Below are 24,446 nucleotides of genomic sequence, written 5' to 3'. Positions count from 1 at the left end.
CATAATTTTTCAGTCCATTGTTCCTAAACGGTTCAAGGATGAAAAAGCGCTGGCCTTATTGTACAGCTATTTTACTGATCACAGGTTGGCCCAATGCTTTGCAGGCACAAAAGAAAGGAGAATACCGCAATCAGCTCAGGGTCTCTGTGGATGAAGATTTTATCAATATCCGTGGGCAGGGAACTGACAAAGCCTATACAGCAGGCACTTTCATCGATTATTTCTACAATAAGAAAAACTCCACTTTCTTTCTGGAAAGATGGGCTCCCAAAGCCGGCAATAACGCCATTAACATTTATGGTGTTGGCCTCATACACCTGGTGTTCACTCCCAACAACACCAAAGCTGAAGCGCCCATCCATAATGATTATCCCTATGCAGGGGCTCATGGGTGGCATGCTGGGCGAAGCATCGGGCGCCAGGGAGATACAGGAATTCGTGCACAGGCTTACCGGTACACAACAACCGATGGGATGGGAAAATCAATTGCCCAATGATATTCTCCTTAACCTGGAATTAGCTGTGGAAAAACAGGTAACAGGAAATAACTTTGCTGAATTGATCGGAGGCGCGCGAGTGTATGCGGGTACAATGACTGACGGCCTGGAAACCTACGCCATTGTGCGCACCGGGAAAATGAAACCTTATTTCCTCGGATTGATGGCGCAGACCGGTACTCCGCCCAATTCCAGCAGGAACGGGCGCTGGCAGGTATACGCTTTTGCAAAGCCCGCGGCCAGGTTCATTGCTTACAATGCATTGCTTCAGGGAGGCTTCGTACTGGACAAATACAAAGTGGTAACGCCCGATATGAAAAGATTCACTGCATCGCTGGATTATGGCATTGTATTGTCTCATGGCAACTTCTGTATTTCATTCACACAAAAGATCCTGTCTGCCTACGTGAAAGGAGTAAAGAGCCACGAAGTTGGTAATATTACACTCCGCTTTAACTGGTAGCTGGCAACATATTTATATATACGATCATATGCGACCCATTTTAAAACTTATAATCGCTATTGCTATTCCTGTAGCCACAGGGTTGATAGCCAGCTGGTTTACGGCCCAATCGGTAGATACCTGGTTCAGAACGCTGAACCGGCCATCCTTCGCACCTCCCAACTGGCTCTTCGGTCCTGTATGGACAGTATTGTATGTATTGATGGGAATTTCACTCTACATTATCTGGAAGCAGCCCCCGGGAGTTCAGAAAGAAAAAGCACTTTTTATTTTCGGATTGCAACTTGCGCTCAACTTCCTCTGGAGCTTCTTGTTTTTCTATTTGAAAAACCCTGCTGCTGCCTTGATTGATATTATTTTGTTGTGGATTTTGATCATTGTGATGCTGACAAGATTCTACCGGTTAAAACCAATAGCAGCATGGTTGAATATTCCTTATCTCCTATGGGTCAGTTTTGCAACCGCCCTCAATTATGCATTCTGGCAATTGAATTAATTCGCGCTTATACAGCACTGTTATAAGGGGACTGACTAAAAAGGCGGAGAGCTGGCAGTCGCTCGCCTCCCGGCGAGTGACCTCTATTTGTTCGCCTCCGGCGAACACCGCGTCGCCAGAGGCGACTAAACAAAACTCACTCGCCGGAGGCGAGCGAGTGGGCTCCCCGAAATCCTAAGATTGTAGCTTTTTAGTCAGTCCCATGATCATAGAATAAGACTTAATCATCGCTGAATAACTAATTTCCTGTACTGGATATCGTTTCCGGATTTAACCATCACATTGTACATGCCGTCCGGAAGCCTTTGTATTCCTTCGATCGGGAAACTGTTGGCGCCGGCATATACCTGTTGTTTCTGACGAAGCACAACCTTACCGGAAGCATCTATCACATTCACATCGATGCTGGCATCGCGCTTCACGTTCATGCTGATGCTTGCATTGTTCCTTGCCGGGTTAGGATTGATGCTTAATTCGTAGGTCAGTCCCTGACGTTTGATTGTAAGGACCTGTGTTGTTCTCAAACCATTCTCAGGACTTACCGCCGTTACCCGGTAATACACTGCTTTCACACTCAGACTGCTGATATCATCATTGTATTTGAAAGTTACAGGAGCGTCGAGATTATTGCTGCCAGGAACTTCTGCGATCCCGCTGAAGTTGGCGCCGTCTACGCTTCGTTCAACTATGAAATGTGTTACGGGCTTGTCTGAAGTAACGCGCCAGCTCAGTTTAACCATTTCCTTCTGAAGATGTCCTGTAAAGCTGAGGATGTTCACATCCAATACAGTACCAAGATAACGCCAGTCGCGGTTCGGTTGTGTTGAATAGGTACTCTGCAAAGTGGAGCGTGTTCCCGGGACAGGATCACCATTCACAGATCCAAACGCACCGATGAAGCGGGAAGTACCTTTGGGTGATGAATTGTCTGCATCGAAACGGTTATCGAGACCATCTCCATCTGCATCCTGGTTGGTCAATCTCACGTCATCATCAGGTTTGAAGTTGCCGTTGAAGTCATTTCCTTCCACCACATCATTCAATCCATCCCCGTCCGAATCTTCATCGATATAATCGGGAATGCCATCGGTATCCAGGTCGTGGGGTGTTATTCCGTTACCACCGAAACCGGAAATATTATCATACCTGTCGTCTATACCATCGCCATCTGCGTCTGTACCCATTGGCATCTGGTAATTGCCGGTAGGAGGCGCTTCGATATTGTCGGGGATACCATCGTTATCGGAATCGATGTCGAGATAATCAGGGTTGCTGGCTCCCACAGGATCTGTATCGCTATTACGTAAAGCGAGCGGACCAGCCAGTGCATCGATGACAGTACTCCATCCGGTGGCAGCGCCGCGGGGGCCATCAGACAGACCATTGTTATCTGCATCGGGGAAACCCGCTTCGCGCACATCGGTGATGCCATCACCATCACTGTCGAGGTCATATGGGTTGGGGCGCGCATCCCTGTCGAGATTCTTATGAGGATAGAAATCCGGTCTTCCATCATTGTTGTTGTCCGCACCAGTGCGTAGCAAAGCTTTCTGGCCTGCATCAGGATTACCATCGTTGTTCGCATCCTGGTCTACGCTATTGGCGAAGCCATCTCCATCTGAATCGGCAAACGCATCCACTTTTCCATCATTGTCATTGTCAGTTCCCAGTGCTTCGCGGATATCGGGAATGCCATCATTATCACTGTCGAGATCAAATTGATTGGGGATACCATCTTCATCGAGATCTGCGAGGCCGAGACCGGCAGAACCTGCTATTCCCACGGCTGCATCAACATTATCAGAGAGTCCATCTCCATCGGCATCAGTGAAGTTATCGATCCTGCCATCACCATTGGCGTCTACGCCGCCGGCTTCCACAACATCCGGAATGCCATCGTTATCACTGTCGAGATCCAGTGCATTGATCACGCCATCCAGGTCGCGGTCGTAACGGTCATCGATACCATCAGCATTGGTATCCACAAAGCCGGGGGTATTATTATCCCTGTAATTTTCGGTGCCATCGAAATCATCATCAGCAAATACATCCATGCCGCCGCTTTCGTCTGTATCCAGGATACCATCATCATCGCGATCGATATCGCAGATAACGGGAACGGCCACACTAACACAGGAAGTGGCGTTACAATCGCCTTCGATCCTTACATAATAAGTAGTGCTTGATGAAGGGGAAACGGTAATGGTAGTACCTGTTCCAACAGCAGTTCCGGTTCCACAGCCGCCGGCATACCACCTGTATACTGCATTGGTGCCCAGGGTCCCACCGTTGACGCGAAGTGTAACTGGTTCTCCAGGGCAGATCCTCAACTTGTTCTTTGAAGCTGAAGTGGGAGCAACGGAACTGGCTTTACCTGTCAGCAGGAAAGCATCGGAAGTGTCGCGGCAGGCGGTGGAAGACATATTTCCCTGGGCTGCCATGATCACCCGATAGTATTTATTGATATCAGTTGCCGCAAGCGGGCTGATGGTGTACATCTGTGAACTGGTTACGCTTCCGAGATTGGACCATCCGGTTGTTCCGTTGGCGCTTACCTGCCACTGGAATTCTTTGGGGCCGGGCATTACGGCAGGATCACTGGGCTGGGCCCAGAAATTGGTGGCGCCTCCGATACAACCCGCAGTGGGCGCAACAGTTGATACAGTTGGCATAGGATCACAGGACCCGAATTGGATATCATCGATGGCGATATCATTACCACAACCACCATGTGCATCGTTCGACAATTCAAAAGTTACGCCATTGGTAAAACCAGGAGGCATCACCCATTTCAAGCCGTATTGCTGCCAGGAAGTATTGGTGATATCTGTTGTGGCAATTTGTGTGATCACCATGCCTGTTACCGCATCCCTGATGGTCATCATCACACGCGGGTACCTGAAGCCGCCGAAGGCGTCGCAGACCGTGCTATAGGTGCTGTTGCCGAGGAATGCAGCATAGAAGAACATGGAATATTGTTGTCCGGGGCAGAGCGCGCCGATAGCATCTTTGAAGAATATTTTATTGTCTGCATCGGCATTCACCACCATCATTCTTCCGGAGCCGGTTGTATGATCAGGAAGATTTATCCACCTTCCATTATCCCCGTTATTAGCGTTGGAAGTGAGCATGTATCTGTCTACCATCAACGGTTGCGTGGTAGACCCGGTATAATCCGTTGAGGAACTTGCTTTGGGAAGTGCAGTGGTATTGCTTCCCGTACCAAAGTTCTCTGTATACAGGATCTTTTGTAATGCGGAACAGGGCGGCGTTTGCGCCGTTACAGAGATCAACAGCGGCGTTGGTTGGTTCTCCCCTACATCATCCGGTTTATCATTGGAGTTGAGGTCAGGGTCCGGTCCGTTGGTAGATGAATCTTTCAAAGCAGCATTGCTGAATCCGGTGGCGGTCACATACGCGCTGTTATTGTAGATCACGCCTGCCTGGATATTGCTTAGAGTAGCCCTGATGCGGATGGTAGCGTGATTCTCTGCAACAGGCCAGGCATTGATAGTGCCACTGTTGACCAATGTGGTATTGGTTTTACCATCATAAGCGCCATTGAGCGTTAAACCCGCAGGGTTATTCACGAAGGAAACACTGTTGAGGGTTAGGTTTGCAGCTCCGTTTATATTAGCCAGATTGTCCATCACCTTCACATTGGTGATGGGCACATTACCATAGTTCTGAACATAAACATCGTACTCCACTTCATATTGATCCGGCACACCTGTAGGCGTAACCGAAACCAGTCTTTTTGCAGCGCCAACGCCGGACACTACCGTAGCAAGGTCATTGGCGGCATAAACGCCCGTAGGTTTGTTTACATTCGTACGCGCACCTGTAAGTGGGTTGATGATATAGAACGGACAACCGGAAGTGTACCAGGTGCCGATCATTTCGCCATTGGAATAGGTAAGGCCCACAAGGTTTCCGGAAGTTTTTACGGAATCGATATAGGTAGTGGTGAGGTTCTTGCCTGTACCTTCATAATTCCTGTAATCGGGTGTGAACAATTTATTGTCCACCACAAAGTACATCTGACCGCTGGGTGAGATCGTGATATCCCCGCTTCCTGAATCCCAGATCCTGGCGCCGCCCGTGAGCACCAGGTTATCCCTGCCACCCACTACGCCAGTTGCAAAATCAATGGATCTTATATATGTTTGGTACGGTGCGGAACCTGTGGAGAATTCAAGCAGGTAGCCTTTCCCGTCAGCATCGAACACCATCGCCAGAATATAACTCCTGAAAGTTCGCATTGTATCCAGCCTGTTACCTGAATTTGCCGGACAGGTGCCAAGTGGCCAGCTCCAGACATAAGTGCGGGGCTCTCCCATGTATGTTGCAGTCTTCAGGTAATAGATCTTCTGATCTGCAGGATTGAAAGACACTCCTGAATTGTAGGAACTGAACATGTTGCTGCCGGAAATATTTCCCGCTTTGAGCTGTGGGGTACACCTCAGTGTTACATCGCTCGTAAGCTGATTACTGTTTGGGTTGTAATTGTAAAAGTGGATCATCTGCGTTCCCGCTCCACAATTACCCGTGCCCACGGCAAAAGGCCGGCTGACTGTAGCTTGTGACTTTGCATCCAATGTAATACCGGCAACCAGGATCGTTGCCAACATCCACATCATCATCTGTTTTCGTAAAAGATCTTTCATACACATCGTTTAGTGTTAAGGGTGTCTTTCATTCAATTGCTGTAAAGCAATAGAAGTGTTTTCCACAGAAATTTTCTGCAGGAGAATGAGAAACATTACTGATAATGGGGATGGACAGTGGAACTATAGCCTGGTACGGATTGCAAACGGCATACTAATATGAATAGTATACACGAAGCATAATTATATAATCGCCGTCAACTAAATGTCTACCATTTTGATAAACATCAATCTGTAACAGCCGGCAAATTACGCTGCGATATTGAAAACAGGAAAGTAAAACAACTGCGAAAATCTACTGGAAGATGCTGTCTGAAATACCTTTGTTGATATTGTAAGAGGAGTATGTGATTTCTACTTTTCCTTTTTGATTTTTATCAGTTGCTGCAGCGGGCTTCTCTCCGGTATCATAATCAAATGCAAGCCCTTTGGGTAACTTGTAATCTTTGGTATTGAAAATAAAAGCAACTTTATCAGGCAATCCCCATGATGCGTATTTTCCGTAACTCATTTCGATCTCATAGGTGCCGTTGTTCCTGGTAGTGGTTATAGCTTTTCTGATCACTGCATCTTTCTCATCGATGTAGAGAGTGGAAACAACAACTTCACTTTTTTCATCCAGTGGCAACAACTTCACGATAGCCACCGTCTGATCTCCCACCTTTCCTGTGCCTGCTGCAACGGTTGTATAATTCTCTCCGGCCAGCAATGTGCCCTGATTCAGGCTCACACTGCCTTTCGGCATGATGGAGATCCCATTTTCCTTTTTGATCCGGAACTTATCCGGCTTTTTATAATACACTGTGATCTTCGAATCCGGCACTTTGATGAAACTCACATTTGTTTTCATTACGCCATTTGCTTCGTAATTGTTCACTGTTTCCAGCTTTGTTTTCACCCGCTTCACCAGCGCTGCCGCGTCCTGGGCATTCGTTGTTACACTGCACAATGAGATAACAATGGAAAGCAACCAACAAATATTAAGAACTTTTCGCATAATGATTAAGTTTAGAGAACAGGTGAATCAGGCGCCTGCTTTTACATCCACATCACGATAGGCTTTGATCAACGCTATTTCGCCTTCCTTTCCGGGCTTCGCATTTCCGTGCTCCATGCCCATCACACCCCTGTACCCTTTATTGTAAATATGTTTGAATACGTTTGTATAATTGATCTCTCCCGTACCCGGTTCTTTTCTTCCCGGATTATCGCCGATCTGGATATAACTGATCTCTTCCCAATACTTATCAATATTGGCAATGAGATTGCCTTCGTTGCGCTGCATATGGTAAATATCATACAGGATCTTGCAACTGGGGCTGTTCACGGATTTGCAGATATTGAATGTTTGTCCTGACAAGCGAAGGAAAAGATCTTCGTTATCGCTCAGTGGTTCCAGCACCATGATCAGTCCCGCAGGCTCCAGTATATCGGCAGCCTTGCGCAGGGCGCTGACCACATTGGCTGTTTGCGTTTCCAGCGGCAGGTTTTTTTCGTAGTTACCGGGAACAACGGTCACCCATTTTGCATTGCATCTTTTAGCTACTTCCACGGCAGTTCTGCAATCCTTCTCCATTTTGCTGGTCCATTCTTCTTTACCGGTAGTGAGTGTTGTTTTCCAGTGCCAGTTATCTGTAGTGATCACAAACACACCCATACGCATTCCCAGTTTCGCCAGTGTATTACCGATCTTCTCCTGCAGTTCAACGGGGCGGGCCATCATGCCATTGTCTTCGATGGACCTGAATCCCTGGTCGTGCGCCCATTTGATCTGGTCGATGAAATCCCGGCCACCATGGTTCCTGAACATATTATCATGAAAGGCAAAATCCATCGTGAATGTTTTGCCTGCTTCAGCTGAGTTCTGCGAGCAGGACGCCAGCAGTGAAGGGCTTGCCGCCAGGGAAGCTCCGGCGAGGAGCGATTGCTGCATGAATTTTCTTCTTTCCATCAGTACAGTTTTAGGTTGTTGATCAGCTCAGCACATCTTTCTTTTTGAAGATCACCAGGGACAATCCCAGCAATCCGCCGATATGCACCAGCAGAAAGATAGCTGATCTTGCGATACTGTTGTAAAAAATATCATCATCGAAGAAACCTTTCCAACCCAGCATATGGGAGGTAAAAAGATAAGGTTTCATGGCGTTGAACAAAGGGAGGTCGATACTGGTGAGGATAGTGAATACGATCACCACGCTCATGGTGCTCACGATGGGGCCGATAGAATTTTCTGCAAAAAGCGACAAAAAGAAAGATAAGGCCGCAACGGTTGTCATCGCAATAGCGGCAAATCCGAAGGCCGCAACATAACGCCATAGGATATCCGATTTCAGGAGCAGCACTACTTCCTCTCCCTTGAAGAGCAGCAGGTCATCGGTACCGAATATCAGCATACTCAACCCCAGTGAAAGAATGGCCATCCACACCAGTAAAAGCAAAGTGTATACCATAGTAGCAATAAACTTGCCGGTAATGAGCGAAGCCCTGCTAATTGGTTTGCTGATCAGCAGCCTCAATGTGCCCATATTGGCTTCGCCGGCGATCATATCGCCGCCGATCAGCGCTATCAACAGGGGCACGTGTATCAGTAATGTCTGCAGAATGAAATAACAGATGAAGTAACCGTTCAGGATCTTTCCTTCCACATGGAAATCCGACTCGATACTTTGCATGAGGAAGCTGATATAAGCGCCGCCATCCACGTAGAATGCCAGTTGTATCAGGAATACGATCACTGCGATCGCTACAAAAGCGATATAGGTACGGGGACGTTTGAAAATTTTGAACAGTTCAATTTGCAGGATGGTCCACATGCTGGTTGGATGTTGTTAATGACAGGAAATAGGCTTCCAGCGAATGTCTAGGCTGAAGGCTGTTGATGGCAACGCCCATATTCACGAGGTCTGTTATCAGGCGGGGGATATCGGCTTCTTTCATGCGGATGGTGAACAGGTTACCATCCTGCTGCATCAGCAAAGGCTGCCATACGGATGGCTGTAATTGCTGCCTTGTATGATCTGGATTGGCCACACGCAGCTCGATGAGCATCTTTGACGGATCGAACATTTCCTGCAATGCGCCTTCCGCCATCTTTTTTCCCTTGTTGATGATGATCATCCTGGTAGCAGTCAGCTCTATCTCATTCAGCAGATGCGAGCTCACCAGAACTGTTTTGCCATGCTCCCTGCTCAGTTCCACGATCAGCCTGCGGATATCTGCAATTCCCTGCGGGTCCAGCCCGTTAGTGGGTTCATCCAGGATCACCAGCTGCGGATCATGCGCCAATGCAACGGCAATCCCTAAACGCTGTTTCATCCCCTGCGAGAAAGTATGCACTTTGGAGTGTGCACGTTGGTGTAAGTCCACTCTTTCAAGTTGCAACATCAACTGAGCGTCGGAAAGTTTCAGTCCACTGAGTTTTGCAAAGAGCCTGAGATTTTCAAGCGCGCTGAGATATTTGTAAAGGTCCGGTCTTTCGATCACAGCCCCTACCTGCCGGAGAATTTCTTCCCGGTGTTTTCGTATATCCATGCCGAAGATCTCGATAGTGCCTGCAGTAGGCTGTATCAGCGTGAGCAACATGCGGATGGTAGTGGACTTGCCAGCTCCGTTCTGTCCGAGGAATCCATACACATCTCCCTTGTTTACTGTAAAGGATATATCATCAACAGCTTTAATATCCTGGTAATACTTACTGAGGTGGTTGACCGTGATTACTGGAGGCATAGCAGGTTTTATCTCTTGCAAATTACAATACAATTACAGCGTAAATCCGGTTCAATCTGTTATTTTTTTACACCAGGGCTTGTATATTAAGATCCGGCTGACTATATTTGCCTTCAATTCTCATCATCCTACGACAATTCCGTCCAATACAGGTCTTAAAATTGTCCTGTACCAATTTCCTCCAAATTTTTCTCAGTAGTAATTTCTCTATACAGCCCAACCTGAATAAGGTTATCCTCAAATGTCCAATAGCTATGTGAGCTACATAGAACTCCTTTGTCCAACAAATTTCAAGTCGAACTTCCTTTGAATGCCCCCGATCGCATGCAATCCGTGCCATGCAAAAAAACTTTATTCAAAAACTCTGAAATCTTGTTGACAGTATGAAACTGAATTCTACCCTCCTTGCCATCGTATGTGCATTCATGTCTCTCGCCGTTACGGCCCAGACTTATGAAAATTTCAACTCACGTGATGGCTATCCTCTCAATCAGGTAAAAACTTATCTCGTTGGCGAATGCTGGATCTTCAAAAGTGCTGATGTGAACAGCGGCTTTACCCCGGGCATCGAAGGCGATGGCGGCATCGTAATGGGACCCGCCACTTCTCCCACTCAGGAAACGGGCTTCTATACTCCTGCTCTTGACATGTGGGGAAACCTGAACGTGAAATTCTCCTACAAAGTGAGCGGCCCGTCAAACGGAGCCCGCAAATGGTTCAAAGTGTATGTTACCGACGTTGATAATAATATCTACGGTAACTACCTGGACAGTGTTGAGATCACCAATGCAGATCCCAGCGTAACTTATGAGTACGACAGAACTTTCTACTACCCTGAGATCGGTAGTGGCGTTTTCAAAGTGTATGTGAATTTCCAGGGCATCAATTCAACCAGCAGCCTGGGCATCGATAAATTCTGGGTAAGCGTGAACAAGAAATACGAAACTGGTTGTAACGCTCCCCCTGTTGCAGAAGATGATGAACTGCCAGGCACCAACACTTTCACTGCTACCGGCGAAGTAACCAACAACGACTACGATCCTGATGGTGAAATATTGTTTGCTGAACTGGTAGAAGGTTCACCAGACGGAACAGTTGAGCTCTTCGGCGACGGTTCTTTCAAATTCACTCCAAACCCTGGTTTTAACGGAAGCAGCACCAGCTTCACTTACAAAGTATGTGATAACGGTTATGCACAGCTTTGCTCTCCTACAGCTACAGTAACTATCACTTTCCCCACCGGCGGCCCACTGCCTGTAAGCCTGGTCGATTTCAAAGGCCTTAGCAAAACAAACGGCGATGTGGAAGTTAGCTGGGTAACCACTTTCGAAAGCAACAGCGACCGCTTTGAGGTATTGCGCAGCAGCGACGGTCAGAAATGGCAGACTGTTGGCACACTCGCCGCACAAGGCAATTCCAATGTAAAAGTGAACTATGTGTTCAACGATAAACCGGGCAATGCGACGAAGAAGGACCTCTACTATCAACTGAAACAGGTTGATAAAGACGGTCGCGTATTCATGAGCAAGATCCTGATCGTTCGTGTGTACAACAAAGCAGCCCTCAAGATGGTGAGCGTTACACCAAACCCTGTAAAGAATGATATTGTGGTGAACGTGCAAGTGAATGAGACTTCCATGATAGTGATGAAAGTGCTTACCAGCACCGGTACTGAAGTGATGCGTAAAACATCCAAAGCCGGCGCGGGCACCAATACTTTCACGCTCGACAATACCAGCGGCCTCCGCCCCGGATTGTACCTGCTGGAAGTGATCATCAACAGCAATGAGCGCATGATCGTTAAATTGCTGAAAGAGTAATAGTTTATTGGTTTCACAGAGGTAATACATTATCCCCCCATCCGCATTCAGCAGGACCGGGGGGATTTTTTTTCGAGATACCCCTATTTAGCGCCCACACCATAACAAAAGGGGCTGCCCAGGTGAATTGAGCAGCCCCTTTTGCTATTATTCAAAACCAATTAACGCTTCACAAGCTTTTGGCGATGTACGTTATTATCAGAAACAGTTAGTATTTCCATCACATATACGCCCGGAGATAATTTCGCTCCCGCCGGAATGGTGATGCTGTGCGCTCCTCTTGCCAATTGTTTGTTCAGACGGATTACTTCTTTACCTGAAATATCGATCAGCCTGAATCGCACCTGTCCGGGTGCTCTCAGCTCCATCTTCACAGTAATATCAGCCTGGAATGGATTCGGTTGCACCTGTATCTGCTGCAGGTTCTGCAGGCTCACACGCACCATCTTTGAAAGAGTAACATCATTACCGGCGATACCTACCACACGGATACGGTAGTACCTGTTCACCGCTGCAGTGTTCACAGCATCTGTATAGTTGTAAATATGTGAGCCGAGAGTATTTCCTTTCGATTTTACTTTACCGATAGCGCTGAAGTTGACACCATCAGCGGCATACTGCACTTCGTAGTAATCTATATCCTGTTCTTCCTTTACAGTGAATGTAAGATGCGAGCGATCATTCTGGATATTGGCTTTCAGATCGATGCTCCTCACCGGCAGTGTACCATCGGAGAAGAAGCAGGTTGGGTTCTGCGAACCGCCTGCGCCCGGCATGGCGGGGTCATTCGAGTTGATGAAGATGGTATTGCCATTCACATCCAGTAGCGTAATGCGGCTCTGGTTACATACCAGGGCCAGCGGTTCTACTTTGGCCCGGAAAGTGAGCACCGCACTGTTGGCGGCGCCCGGCCTGATGATACCGTTGAATTCACCGGGAGAATGGATCTCTCTTCCGCCAGGAACCGCATAAGGCATCAAAGGACCCGGATCATCTGCAAGCAGCACCCCATTCAGCCTGGTAGTTCCGGGAATATAAAGGGTTGAGTTGGGGATCGCATCGTGCAGTTTAACACCTGCTGCGTTGATATTGCCTGTATTGATCACTTCGATCCTGTACTCTACAGTATCTCCTCCCACCACAAACGGGCTTCCATTGATATTCCTGTAAGTCTTGTTGGCTGCCAGCGCCGGAGCCAGAACCGGAAAGGCGCAACTGGTATAGTCACCGGTGGTCCATACGTTGCTGGTGCTGCCGCCTGTGATGGAGTTGCCCTCCATTGTAAGCAGGTTAACCGTGTACACATTCCTGTAAGCGCCACCGATATACACGGTACCGGATGCATCAACGGCAATGGCATTGGAAGTGCTGGCAGGGAAAGGACTTACAGTGCCCAGGTATGTTGATATTTTGGTATTGGGATTGATCTTATACATCCTGCTGGAGTTGGCAATCAGGTACAGGTTACCGGAACCATCCCCGAAAATATCACCACCGCTTTCATCGAGGATATCGAAGCTGCCATTAGACGCATCGTTGATCAATGCGCCCAAACGCGTGATGGTAGGTATATTGGTGGAAGGATTCACAGAAAAGCGGATAATATCCTGGCCATTCTGCGTGATCGCATAACCGTAACCGTCAGAAGCAAAGGCCATCCGGTTGATATTCCAGCCACTTGAAAGTGTGGTTTCCAGTGGATAGTTCACATACCTGTAAGCAGTTTTAGTGGTTTGGTTCAGATCTACATAACACAAATCCTGCAAGGAATTGCTGTAGTTATTGACGAAATAGATACGGTTCGAATTCTTATCATAAGCAATGGCAGAAGCATATTTCAGCACACTGCCTGAAGGCAGTAATGCATTGGTAAGTGCATTCCGGCAGAGACCTGTTTCTCCGTTATAAAGAATGGAACCACCGGTTCCGTTTGAAGTGCTCACCGTTTTGAAATACCGGTAAGGTTGATTATCACCCGGGAGACCGCTGGTTGTTCTTGCGGTTGACTGGTAGATCACTGAGCAGGTAGCATCGGGCGTAAGATTGGTGAATACCGTATTGGTGTTCTGAAAAATGTGGCTGGCGCCATTATCACATTCCACCATTGCATAATTGGTGATATTGCCACCATTGGCAGTAACCCGCACCCGGAACTGGATCGTTGCCGTTCCTCCGGGCTCAATAGTTCCGGCAGGCCGCAAAGCGGAATTCACCAATGCACCGTCACCGGTGAATGGCGTAGTCCCATTCTCGTCTGCCAGGGGCGCGGAATTGAGCCTTGTGGAACCTGCAACATAGGCCGTACCTGCAGGAATATGATCTATTACTGTGGTGTTAGTGAGGTTCAATGCGGCCAGACTTCTTACCACGATCGTGTATTCCAATATGTCCCCTTCCTTGGCCAGGTTACCTGGCGAAGACATGGTTACGTTGGTTACAGTTTTACTCAGGTCAAGACTCTGGGCTATCGTTCTCTCGCTCATACCAAAAATGGATGCTGATATGATCAAAACAGCCAAAAGGTATTTTCCCGTTTTCATAAAATTGGATTTACATGGTTTAAAACTCAGATCAACTGTTGCTCTTCAACAACATGTATTGTGCTATCATCTTTTTAAAATTTTGTTCACTGTTTCCCTGCCGGTTACCAGGTCCTTCAGCGTAACAATGTACAGCTGCGGGATCCAGTTACTGATATTGAATTGCCTGTAACCTGCCCCCCTGGCCAGTTTCAGCACCTGCTGAAGCATTTGCCTGCCCGTAACGTCCCGTATACTGAGCAAATAGCGCGTATCGGTATCCAGGTTGAAGCGCAGCATCAGTTCATGCGAAGCGGGATTAGGCGTAACAGTGATGAACGTTGTTTGTTTGTAATTCAGGTATACTGTTTTGCTATACTGACTGCGTTGTTTTTTGTCTACAGCCCTGATGCGGTAGTGGTTCTCTGTTCCCGGTTCCGCATCCAAAAAATTATAAGGCGCGCCATCAAGTATGGCGCCGATGGTTACATAGTTCACACCATCAAGCGAACGTTGCACTTCAAAATGATGGTGGTCGTACCCAGTATTTGCTTCCCAGCTGATCAGTACGCCATTCGTCTGCCGCTTTGCCTGCACATCTATGAATTGTACAGAGAGTACGATATGTGTTGACTTCACAATCTCCACATTGTCGATATTAAACCCTTCGTCTACACGGGATGAATTTGACATGAAGCCGAAACGCAGACGTACATTATTATTTCCCAGATAATCACGCAGGTCTACCACTTCCTGGGTCCAGGTTTCATGAATTCCTGTGAGTGCCGGTATATTGTTCATTGCGCCCACGTTCTCACGGATAGTGCCTGTGGCGCAAACCGATTGATAATTGGAAGTACCGTTACCGGAGAGCTGCACCTGCAGTCTGTCGTACCCATTCTGTGCGCGATGCCTTGTACGGAAAACGAGATAAGCGGATTCCGCATCGGAAAGATCGATAGCATTTTTGTAAGTGGCGTAGGTTTGCTCATTGCTGGAATAATTGCCTGATGGGGATTCACTCAAAGATCTGCTGCCGCTGAAAGCCGCAGCAGTGGTGGTTCCCCAGTTGCCGGTGTAATTCCAGTTGGTTGTACTTTCCATATCATCATTTAGCAGTTGGTCCGGCTGATAGAACTTCACGATGGTATCGGTAAGCGTAACACCGGCAGACACTGTTCTGCATACAAAACGTATCCTGGTGCCCGGCGCGATGGCATTGGGCAACTGCCAGGCGATATCCCTCTCCAGTATGTCGAAATAATTGGGCATACTGTTGATAGAGACCGGCCCGCCGGTAATGGTGATATTCTCCAGGGCCTGCAGGGAAACCGTTACCGGCGCATCGGTAAGCCCGATCCGGCGAATGGAAAAATGATAATTGCCACTGGTATTATTGAAAGCAATCGGATCGAGGTCCTGCAATTCAAAATATGAACCGGACATATACGCCATTTGCAGATTGGCAAAGAACATGGAGCGGGCAATGGGAATGATCAGTGAATTATCCGGCCAGAAGCCATAGGAACCGGAACCTATCTCAACTGTATAACCGTAAGTCTTTTGTTTGCTTCCTGTTCCGATATCCCCGATCAGGTGCCAGTCCCTTGAATTGCCTACCGCATAGTAACCTACCGTGGCCTGTCCATCTCCCACGGAATAACCATTGTATTTACCCATGAGGGCGGAAGCATATTTATAAAAACTCAGATCCTGCGTAGTGAAGCTGTGCAGCGCTGGACGGCCAAAAGGCGTTACATAATAATTTCCGTAAGCGTGATGATCTATTGCGATGGTGAACTGCCTGCTTTGTCCAAGTTCACGCAGGGCGCGGGTTTCAGGTTCTGACCAGGCGGAAGGCCCAATATAGGTTTCATCATCAGGATCATTGGAGATGGAAACATTCGCTCCGTTCACTCCCCAGTCTACCCCGTAATTCCTGTTGATATCCACCCCTCTTCCGTTACCGGCGCCATTGTTCCTTCTGTTCTTTCTCCACATGCCTCCGCCACCGGGAGAATTCGTTTCATTGTAAACATATCCGTCAGGATTCACGCAGGGAAGGAAATACAATTCCCGGCTGTCTACCAGGTCTTTGATGCGGGCATCCGAATTGTAATGTTCCAGGAGATAATTCATGAAGAAGAAAAGGTTCATCATGCTCATGCCTTCGCGCGCATGATGGAGACCGGTATAGAGGGCTTCTGGTTCGTTCTCGTCTGTATCCGCATTGTCTGATATTTTCACCACTATGAGGGGATTGCCGTTATAGGTCCTTGTTGGAAGGATGATGGTATCCACCAGGCTGGGATAAGTGTTTACCATGTAATTGATCCTCTCCTGCATTTCTGCGAAAGTATAATAGCCGCCGTATGAGCCTTCAGTGAATGCTGCCGGCACATCCACCGATTCAATGGCGGAAGCACAGGATTGCTGGAATTGCAATTTGCCGTTCACCATGGTGGCGCCGGCATTGCGATAGAAATTACCCTTTCGGTACTGCTGTCTGAATGCAGCTTCTTCGTCCTCTATCAGAATAGAATAGGAACTGCCTGTTGCCTTGAGTGCAGCAAGCTGTTTGGTATTAAGGGAGGTAATGAATGAATTGCTCTCCTCGTTCACTTCGCCATGATCAAAGGAAACGCCTTTCGCAGTTAGCCAGGTAAGGCCCTGCGGCGGAATTTGTATGCTCACCCTGCTATACCTGGTTTGTGCAACCGAAGGCATGGTAGTAGCAAGCAGCAATACCCAAAGCAAATTATTTCCCGTTCTCATTATGCTTTAGTTGAAAGTATTAATGCCACGTGCACAGCAAAATCAATGCTGCCAGGAGGAATGACGATAAATCCGGGAAATTGTGTAGAAGAAGGAAGAGTACAGATGTTTCATGCATCCAGGTTTTTCGGTAAAGGATTAATTGTTTATGGTGTGTCAATGCAAGAGTAATTAATAATTCATTTACCTGCAATAGGAGATTTACCATACATCAATATGTACTGTTGCAAAGAAAATAATGAATGCCGGATGAGATTCATTTACAAGGGCCAAAAAATAAACTTCCCTCTCAACACAATAAAAAACCTGGCCCACAGGCCAAAATAATGCCGGTAACATCCCCCGTTTTACCGACCCCGTCCCCGGTTTTACCGAAAGCAGGCACCCGGAATTTAAGTTTACTGTATAAACTACTTTACTTTGCCTCATAAACTTAACCGCTATGCTGAAAGTGATCCCCTTCATCCTCCTGTTGCTCACCAGTTTTCTGGGGAGTGCCCAAACCGTTCTCCAGGGACGGATCAAAGACGGCAAAGGAAAAGGTATTGGCGGCGCCAGCATCGCCATTAAGAATTCCTACGACGGCGCTACTACGGACTCACTCGGCAATTACCGCTTCCGCACATCAGAAAAAGGAGAACAAACCCTGCTGATCACCTGCATCGGTTATAAACCATTTGAACAAAAGATCGCACTCGCAGGCGGCGATCAAAAACTGGATGCCATCCTGAAAGCCGAACCCAATGAGCTAACTGCGGTAGTGATCACAGCAGGGACCTTTGAAGCAAGCGATACCAAACGTACTACAGTACTGGGTCCTATCGATATCGTCACAACTGCCGGCTCTGACGGGGACATTACCAATGCACTCAAAACCCTGCCCGGCGCCCAGCAGGTAGGAGAGAAAGAAGGGCTCTTTGTACGCGGTGGCAGTTCCGAAGAAGCCAAAGTATTCATCGATGGCACACTGGTGAACAATTATTTTCAGAGCAGTGTTCCGGATATCGCATCCCGCGGCCGTTTTTCGCCTTTCATCTTCAAAGGCACTGTGTTCAGTACCGGCGGTTATTCGGCACTCTATGGCGGTGCACTCTCTTCCGCTCTGATCCTGGAATCAACTGACCTTCCCGATCAAACCTCAGCCAATCTTGGGATCTCGCCCATCTTTGTGAGCGGCGGTTACAACCAACTCGGCAAAGACAAGAAATCCAGCTGGGGCGCCAATTACGGCTATACCAACCTGGCAGCTTATTTCGCCATCATAAAACAAAGGCCCGATAATTTCCTTACACCACAATTCCATAACGGAGAATTCAATTTCAGGATCAAGACCTCCAAAACAGGTATCCTTAAATTCTATGGCTATTTCAACTATGGCCAGTTGGGACTGCGCAGGGCAGATATCGATTCCACCGCACTCAAAAATGCCTTCACGCTCTATAACTTTAACGTATATACGAACCTGAGCTGGAAGGAAAAGATCGGAAAACACTGGAGACTGAACCTGGGCGCATCGTATAGTAATAATATCGATAAGATCAGGAATGTATTGGAAGACCAGGATAATAAAGAACAATTCATAGCCCAGGTTCCTTACGACAGCAAATCCTTCCACATAAAGAACAATTCGGATCTCTCACAGATCAAGATGGTATTGGAAAGAAGATTATATGGCCTCAGCGCCATTCGCTTTGGGGGTGAGTACCTCTACTTCACAGACAAAACAGATTTCACCAACCGTTATGTGCAGCATGCGAAAACAAATGCGGAAGATCATTTCAAAGCAGGTTTTGCAGAAGCCGATGTATACATCACCAACGACATTGCCGCCAAACTGGGTGGACGTGTAGAACATTCTTCGCTGCTGAACAGGGCCAATATTGTGCCCCGGGCATCACTTGCTTACAAGTTGGGCAACCAGGCACAGGTATCACTGGCTTACGGCATTTTCTATCAGCGTCCCGAAAAGGAATTCTTTCTCCGCAACTATGCACAAACAGACGACCTGTTGTATACCAAAGCCACACATTACATCGCCAACTACCAGCGCGTGAGCCGCAACTATACACTGCGCATAGAAGCCTTTTATAAGAAATACGATGAACTGGTGAAAACCTATGCCACCAAAGGGAATACACTGCCAGACAGCGTGGCCAACGGTGGCTCCGGGAAAGCACAGGGAATCGAACTTTTCTGGCGCGACCGGAAAACATTCAAGGACGTGGATTACTGGATTTCCTATTCCTTTCTGGATACGAAACGGGATTACCTGAATTATCCCTATGCCATCCAGCCATCCTTTGCAGCCAATCATACCGCCAGCCTGGTTGTGAAGAAGTTCCTTACAAAAATCAAAACCAGTTTCAACGCTTCTTATTCCTTTGCCACTGGCAGGCCCTATTATAATTTCCGTTACAATGCCGGCGATGGTAAATTTGTGATCGCAGACCAGGGCAAGACCATCACTTACAATAATCTCAGCCTGAGTGTGAACTACCTGCCCAGTATCGGGAAGAAAGATGCGAAGAAGTTCACGGTTTGGGTATTCTCGCTGAACAATGTGCTGGGCAACGACCAGGTCTTCGGTTACAACTATTCCTGGAATGGCAGCCGCAAAGATCCGGTCCTTCCCACTGCACGCCGTTTCTTTTTCGTGGGATGCTTTATCAGTTTTGGTATAGACAGATCAGAAGACGTCATCAACAGTAACTTATAAAATAATCAACAATGAGAAAAATCCTGTTTGTATTTGCTGCACTTACGCTGACAGTAACAGCCATGGCACAAAGTGAAAAGTATACCGGCGCCATGACCGCCAGGATCGAAGAATTGGGCGTGAATAAAACAGCCGATGATTTCCTGGCCTCTTCCCAGGCATTCGAGCGGATCGCAGATGCAGAAAAGAACCAGTGGCTTCCCTATTATTACGCAGCATACGCATATGGCATCTATGCCCTGGTGAAAAATGATGCTCCTAACAATGATCAGTATGCGGATAAGATAGATACCTTGCTGGCAAAAGCATCCGCCCTGGCGCCCGGCAATTCCGAGATCAGCGTGATCAAATCCATTTCTGCCACAGTTCGTATGATCGTGAACCCGATGGAACGTTATATGCAGTATGGCCCCGCTATTGAGAAAGCATTGAGCGATGCCAAATCACAGGACCCCGGAAATCCTCGTCCCTATTTCATCCAGGGACAAAATCTGCGCTACACACCAGAGCAGTTCGGTGGTGGCTGTTCTACTGCAAAACCCATCATGGAAGAAGCGTTAAAAAAATACGGCAGCTTCAAACCCGCATCTGCACTGCATCCCAACTGGGGGCAAAAACAACTGGAAGAGATGATCGCCGGTTGTAAATAGTATTAAAATTCAAAGCGGGGTTTTTAATCGGCTTGCTGGTTGATCACCCTGCTTTGACTGTATATTTGTTACTGTATTCGTTGAAAACGCAGTAATGGAATTCAAGGACCTCGACCCCATCTTACACTCCCAGCTCCGCCTTGCCGTGATCAGCCTGTTGATGCAACAACCGGAGGCCGACTTCACGCTTCTCCGCGAAAAGACCAATGCCACAGCCGGCAATCTCAGCGTTCAGATCAATAAGCTCCGCGAAGCAGGCTACATCGAAGTTCACAAACAATTCCACAACAACTATCCTCAAACCATTTGCCGCATCACTTCCCCCGGCAGACAAGCCTTTCAGAAATACGTCAACAACCTGCAATCTTATCTGCACATCAGGAAATAGGAAGTACATTTTCTCTGATTCAAATCCAGATCACTCCATATATTTTGCAGCTTTGCCTAACCTGCTTTCTTTTCATATTTCTTCTTTTATCACTCTTACCCTATCAGCGTGCCCATGCCTCCGGGGGGTGATGCAAATCCGGCCTTGCGAAATGTAAGCGAAGCAGCCCAACAGCATTACCACCGCCTCATCTCTCCAATCCACAGCCCCAAATCATTCTCCCGCGTCGGTTCATTTCCCAGCCGGATTTGCATCCCCCCGGAGGCAGGCAGGCCCAAAAAGAAAGCCAGGCTTGGAAAAGCCCGGCTGTTGTTGATCGTACCCTTTAAATAAAAACCAGTTGAAGAGTTGTTGATCACAGAAAGCATCAGCAGGTACGTAAAGGCTGAACTTTCTTAAAACACACCCTGTAGACACAGGATGACTTGTTGTAGATCGTACTCTTATAAAAATTTGAGTGTAGAGTTTATTTCAATTTCGCAATTCGTTGAGTGGAAGATTCGGTTCCGTTTCCTGCGCGAACAAAGTAGATACCGCCACCCAGATCACTCATATTCACCACTTCAGTCTGCCCTGCGCGATTGGCAACCTGACGCTTTACTATTTGGCCGCTGTTATTGAATACTTCGATATTCACTGTATTGTTCTGCCAGCTTACGGGAAGCTGCACACGTAATTCGTTTACCACAGGGTTAGGATAGGTGAGGATCTTCGCATATTCTTTCACTTCTGCATTACGAATGATACGCACTACAGATTTCTCTGTTTTTCCGTCCATATCCACGATCCGGAGACGATAGTAGATGATGCTGGCGTACTTGTTCTTCAGATCGTCTGTGAACTTGTAGTTGTTGTTCACATTGGAGTTCCCGATCGCAAACACGAGTCCCGCTTCGTCATATTCCTTTCCATCGAAGCTGCGTTCCACTACAAAGTGACTGGCATTGATCTCCTGTGCTGTGCTCCAGTTGAGCGCAACCCTGGTATCGTTCTTTTTGGTAGCGTTGAAAGAGCTGAGTTTAACTGGCAGCGAACCTTCAACTGGTTCAGTGTAAACAAATGATTTGAACCAGAAAGAATACATCCTCGATGCTGCTCCATCCCTTCCCTGGCTCACGCCGCCCGCACGCAGGCGTATTCTTGAAATGTTTGAATATTTGTTGGTCACCATCACCCTGGTGGCGGTGGGATCAATGTTCGTGTAGTTGGCAGTGGGCCCTGTGAATTTTTTACCAGGCACCAGTCCCATATAACCAGTCAGCGCTTCATTCACACTGCTCGCCTTGATCTGCGTTCTCGCTTCCAGCGTATATGATTCCAGGCTGAAGAATGAAACATGTTCGCTGAGTGTACCGCCGTTTCCATCCAGGTCAAGTGCAGTGAGGTCAACACTTTCAACGGGTACAGGCTGATTGGTCCCACTCTTCACGAAAGCAATTTCAAACTCCATATACCAGTCACTGAAACCTCTAGGTGTAGTGCCATTGTTGTAGTTCACTTGTGGCTGGAATGCGTTATCGAAGCCAGATGAAGTGAGGTCGATGGCGTCTAGTTTCACCAGGGAGGAGGACCGTTTGATGATCGTGACCCGTGCATCTACATTTGTAGTTACAGACGGGAACCTGTACACAGCACCGTCTTTACCGGCGGAAGCTGGTGAATTAGGTTCAAGTTTTGAATTTCTGAATTCTAACTCTTGCGAGTAACCGAAAACAGAGTTTGCAATAAATAACAGAACTAAAGCTGTTGATTTAAAGGTGATACGGGCAACTTGGGTAATAGTGATTACCGTAGGGTACGCTTTCATATATTTCTATTAAAGGGGTAACAGAATTTGAACGCGGTAGCCCACAGGAATTTGGAACCTATAAGGTCATTTTCGTAGAAATTGGCAGAAATGGATTACTTATGAAAATTGGATGGAGAAAAGAGTACGGCTATTCGAGGGGATTTGGAGGAAGTCGTTTGACTTGATGAAGCAAAGTAAATTACAAAATTTCAATTGTGCAAGCATCTCCCCAAAGTTTTTTCTGCAACAAGAGCTAAAACCTTGTGTGGCGTTGATTTCCAGCGCATAAAAAAAGTGCTTCCGGGTATAAACCGGAAGCACTTCCACTATGAATCTGAATATTCTTATCAGCTTATTTGTACTGAGGCATGAGGCTCTTTGCGAGGTCAACCATTTTCTTGATGCTGTTGTCATCAAGAATGCCTTTTTTGAATTCGGCCAGTACATCAGGGAGTTTGTTATCCATTTCCAGGAGGAAGTGGTCTTCGAACTCACGTACACGTTTAACCGGAACTTCACGGAGCAGACCTTGCGTACCGAGGTAGATGATCGCTACTTGTTTTTCCACTTTGAACGGAGTGTACTGAGGTTGTTTCAGGATCTCCACGTTACGGGCGCCTTTGTCCAGTACCAGTTTGGTAGCAGCGTCCAGGTCGCCACCGAATTTGGAGAAGGCTTCCATCTCACGATAGAGGGCCTGGTCCAGTTTCAGGGTACCGGATACTTTCTTCATTGATTTGATCTGAGCGGAACCACCTACGCGTGATACAGAGATACCTACGTTGATGGCCGGTCGGATACCAGCGTTGAAGAGGTTACCTTCCAGGAAGATCTGACCATCGGTGATGGAGATCACGTTGGTTGGGATGTATGCAGATACGTCACCGGCCTGTGTTTCGATGATCGGCAGAGCGGTCAGTGAACCACCACCTTTAACGAGGTGCTTGATTGAATCAGGGCAGTCGTTCATGTTCTTTGCAACACTATCGTCGTTGATAACTTTAGCGGCGCGTTCGAGCAGACGGCTGTGGAGGTAGAATACGTCACCAGGATAAGCTTCGCGGCCCGGCGGACGGCGGAGCAGCAGGGATACCTCACGGTAAGCTACGGCTTGTTTTGAAAGGTCATCATACACGATCAGTGCAGGACGTCCGGTATCGCGGAAGAACTCACCGATGGCAGCACCAGCGAAAGGAGCGTAGAACTGCAGCGGAGCGGGATCAGAAGCAGAAGCCGCTACGATGGTAGTGTAGGGCATTGCACCTGCATCTTCCAGGGTTTTCATCACACCGGCGATGGTAGAAGCCTTCTGACCGATGGCTACATAAATACAATATACAGGTTTACCAGCTTCGAAGAATTCCTTCTGGTTGATGATAGTATCGATAGCGATCGCTGTTTTACCAGTCTGACGGTCACCGATGATCAGCTCACGCTGACCGCGGCCGATGGGGATCATGGCGTCGATGGCTTTGATACCGGTTTGCAGCGGCTCTTTTACAGGCTCACGGAAGATAACGCCGGGAGCTTTACGCTCGAGGGGCATCTCATAACGCTCACCTTTGATGGGGCCTTTTCCGTCGATAGGGTCGCCCAGGGTATTTACAACACGGCCCAGCATTCCTTCTCCTACGTTGATAGAAGCGATCTTACCGGTACGGCGTACTTTAGCACCCTCTTTGATGTCTCCGCTCTCACCCATCAATACCACACCCACGTTGTCTTCTTCGAGGTTGAGGGCAATAGCTTTAACGCCATTTTCAAATTCAACGAGCTCACCAGAGCGTACGTTGCTTAATCCGTATACACGGGCGATACCGTCACCCACCTGTAATACAGTACCCACTTCTTCAAGATCAGCGGCGGCATTGAAATTGCTCAATTGCTGGCGCAATATCGCTGAGATCTCATCGGGTTTAATTTCTACCATATGATAACCT

General features: G+C 47.6%; 14 protein-coding genes and 1 pseudogene. 6 read left to right on the top strand and 9 right to left on the bottom strand.

Annotated features, from left to right (window positions below):
* Window positions 1-38 precede the first annotated feature (38 nt).
* Window positions 39-960 (top strand): annotated as a pseudogene (locus D9Y29_RS27065) (lipid A deacylase LpxR family protein).
* A gap of 28 nt (window positions 961-988) precedes the next feature.
* Window positions 989-1,456 (top strand): TspO/MBR family protein, encoded by a 468-nt coding sequence (locus D9Y29_RS14545; RefSeq protein ID WP_127129373.1) that lies wholly within the window; start codon window positions 989-991, stop codon window positions 1,454-1,456.
* Window positions 1,457-1,680: 224 nt separating this feature from the next.
* Here D9Y29_RS14545 and D9Y29_RS14540 read toward each other — a convergent pair whose 3' ends face one another.
* The 5 genes from D9Y29_RS14540 to D9Y29_RS14520 all read right to left on the bottom strand — a co-directional run bounded on the left by D9Y29_RS14540 (window position 1,681) and on the right by D9Y29_RS14520 (window position 9,849).
* Window positions 1,681-6,123 carry an Ig-like domain-containing protein gene (locus D9Y29_RS14540; RefSeq protein ID WP_164735408.1) on the bottom strand — a complete coding sequence of 1,481 codons (4,443 nt, stop codon included), beginning with the start codon at window positions 6,121-6,123 and terminating at the stop codon, window positions 1,681-1,683.
* A gap of 295 nt (window positions 6,124-6,418) precedes the next feature.
* A complete protein-coding gene (locus D9Y29_RS14535; protein ID WP_127129369.1) occupies window positions 6,419-7,120 on the bottom strand; it encodes a LolA family protein in 702 nt (233 codons plus the stop codon).
* Window positions 7,121-7,147: 27 nt separating this feature from the next.
* Window positions 7,148-8,074: a hydroxypyruvate isomerase family protein gene (locus D9Y29_RS14530; RefSeq protein WP_127129367.1), complete on the bottom strand. Its 927-nt coding sequence runs from the start codon at window positions 8,072-8,074 to the stop codon at window positions 7,148-7,150.
* Between the two features lie 22 nt (window positions 8,075-8,096).
* Window positions 8,097-8,936, bottom strand: coding sequence for an ABC transporter permease (locus D9Y29_RS14525; RefSeq protein ID WP_127129365.1), 840 nt, complete (start codon window positions 8,934-8,936; stop codon window positions 8,097-8,099).
* Entirely contained in the window at window positions 8,914-9,849 is a 936-nt protein-coding gene (locus D9Y29_RS14520) for an ABC transporter ATP-binding protein (protein WP_127129363.1), read from the bottom strand. The genes D9Y29_RS14525 and D9Y29_RS14520 overlap by 23 nt, the downstream gene beginning before the upstream one ends.
* Before the next feature lie 383 nt (window positions 9,850-10,232).
* Here D9Y29_RS14520 and D9Y29_RS14515 point away from each other — a divergent pair, with 383 nt between their 5' ends.
* Window positions 10,233-11,669 carry an Ig-like domain-containing protein gene (locus D9Y29_RS14515; protein ID WP_127129361.1) on the top strand — a complete coding sequence of 479 codons (1,437 nt, stop codon included), beginning with the start codon at window positions 10,233-10,235 and terminating at the stop codon, window positions 11,667-11,669.
* Window positions 11,670-11,830: 161 nt separating this feature from the next.
* Here D9Y29_RS14515 and D9Y29_RS14510 read toward each other — a convergent pair whose 3' ends face one another.
* Together D9Y29_RS14510 and D9Y29_RS14505 are read right to left on the bottom strand one after the other, a co-directional pair.
* A complete protein-coding gene (locus D9Y29_RS14510; RefSeq protein ID WP_127129359.1) occupies window positions 11,831-14,209 on the bottom strand; it encodes a T9SS type A sorting domain-containing protein in 2,379 nt (792 codons plus the stop codon).
* A gap of 66 nt (window positions 14,210-14,275) precedes the next feature.
* Entirely contained in the window at window positions 14,276-16,963 is a 2,688-nt protein-coding gene (locus D9Y29_RS14505) for a M14 family metallopeptidase (RefSeq protein WP_127129357.1), read from the bottom strand.
* 442 nt (window positions 16,964-17,405) lie between these two features.
* Here D9Y29_RS14505 and D9Y29_RS14500 point away from each other — a divergent pair, with 442 nt between their 5' ends.
* The 3 genes from D9Y29_RS14500 to D9Y29_RS14490 all read left to right on the top strand — a co-directional run bounded on the left by D9Y29_RS14500 (window position 17,406) and on the right by D9Y29_RS14490 (window position 20,717).
* Window positions 17,406-19,679: a TonB-dependent receptor gene (locus tag D9Y29_RS14500; RefSeq protein ID WP_127129354.1), complete on the top strand. Its 2,274-nt coding sequence runs from the start codon at window positions 17,406-17,408 to the stop codon at window positions 19,677-19,679.
* 11 nt (window positions 19,680-19,690) lie between these two features.
* Entirely contained in the window at window positions 19,691-20,329 is a 639-nt protein-coding gene (locus D9Y29_RS14495; RefSeq protein WP_127129353.1) for a hypothetical protein, read from the top strand.
* A gap of 94 nt (window positions 20,330-20,423) precedes the next feature.
* Entirely contained in the window at window positions 20,424-20,717 is a 294-nt protein-coding gene (locus D9Y29_RS14490) for a winged helix-turn-helix domain-containing protein (protein WP_127129351.1), read from the top strand.
* 466 nt (window positions 20,718-21,183) lie between these two features.
* Here D9Y29_RS14490 and D9Y29_RS14485 read toward each other — a convergent pair whose 3' ends face one another.
* Together D9Y29_RS14485 and atpA are read right to left on the bottom strand one after the other, a co-directional pair.
* Window positions 21,184-22,347 carry a T9SS type A sorting domain-containing protein gene (locus D9Y29_RS14485; protein ID WP_164735407.1) on the bottom strand — a complete coding sequence of 388 codons (1,164 nt, stop codon included), beginning with the start codon at window positions 22,345-22,347 and terminating at the stop codon, window positions 21,184-21,186.
* A gap of 511 nt (window positions 22,348-22,858) precedes the next feature.
* Window positions 22,859-24,436: a F0F1 ATP synthase subunit alpha gene (gene atpA / locus D9Y29_RS14480; RefSeq protein ID WP_127129347.1), complete on the bottom strand. Its 1,578-nt coding sequence runs from the start codon at window positions 24,434-24,436 to the stop codon at window positions 22,859-22,861.
* Window positions 24,437-24,446 lie beyond the last annotated feature (10 nt).

This window comes from Pseudoflavitalea rhizosphaerae, assembly GCF_003991355.1.
GTDB classification, from domain to species: domain Bacteria; phylum Bacteroidota; class Bacteroidia; order Chitinophagales; family Chitinophagaceae; genus Pseudobacter; species Pseudobacter rhizosphaerae.
The sequence above is the reverse complement of the archived record's forward strand: the minus strand, read 5'-3'. Positions and strand labels throughout refer to the sequence as shown.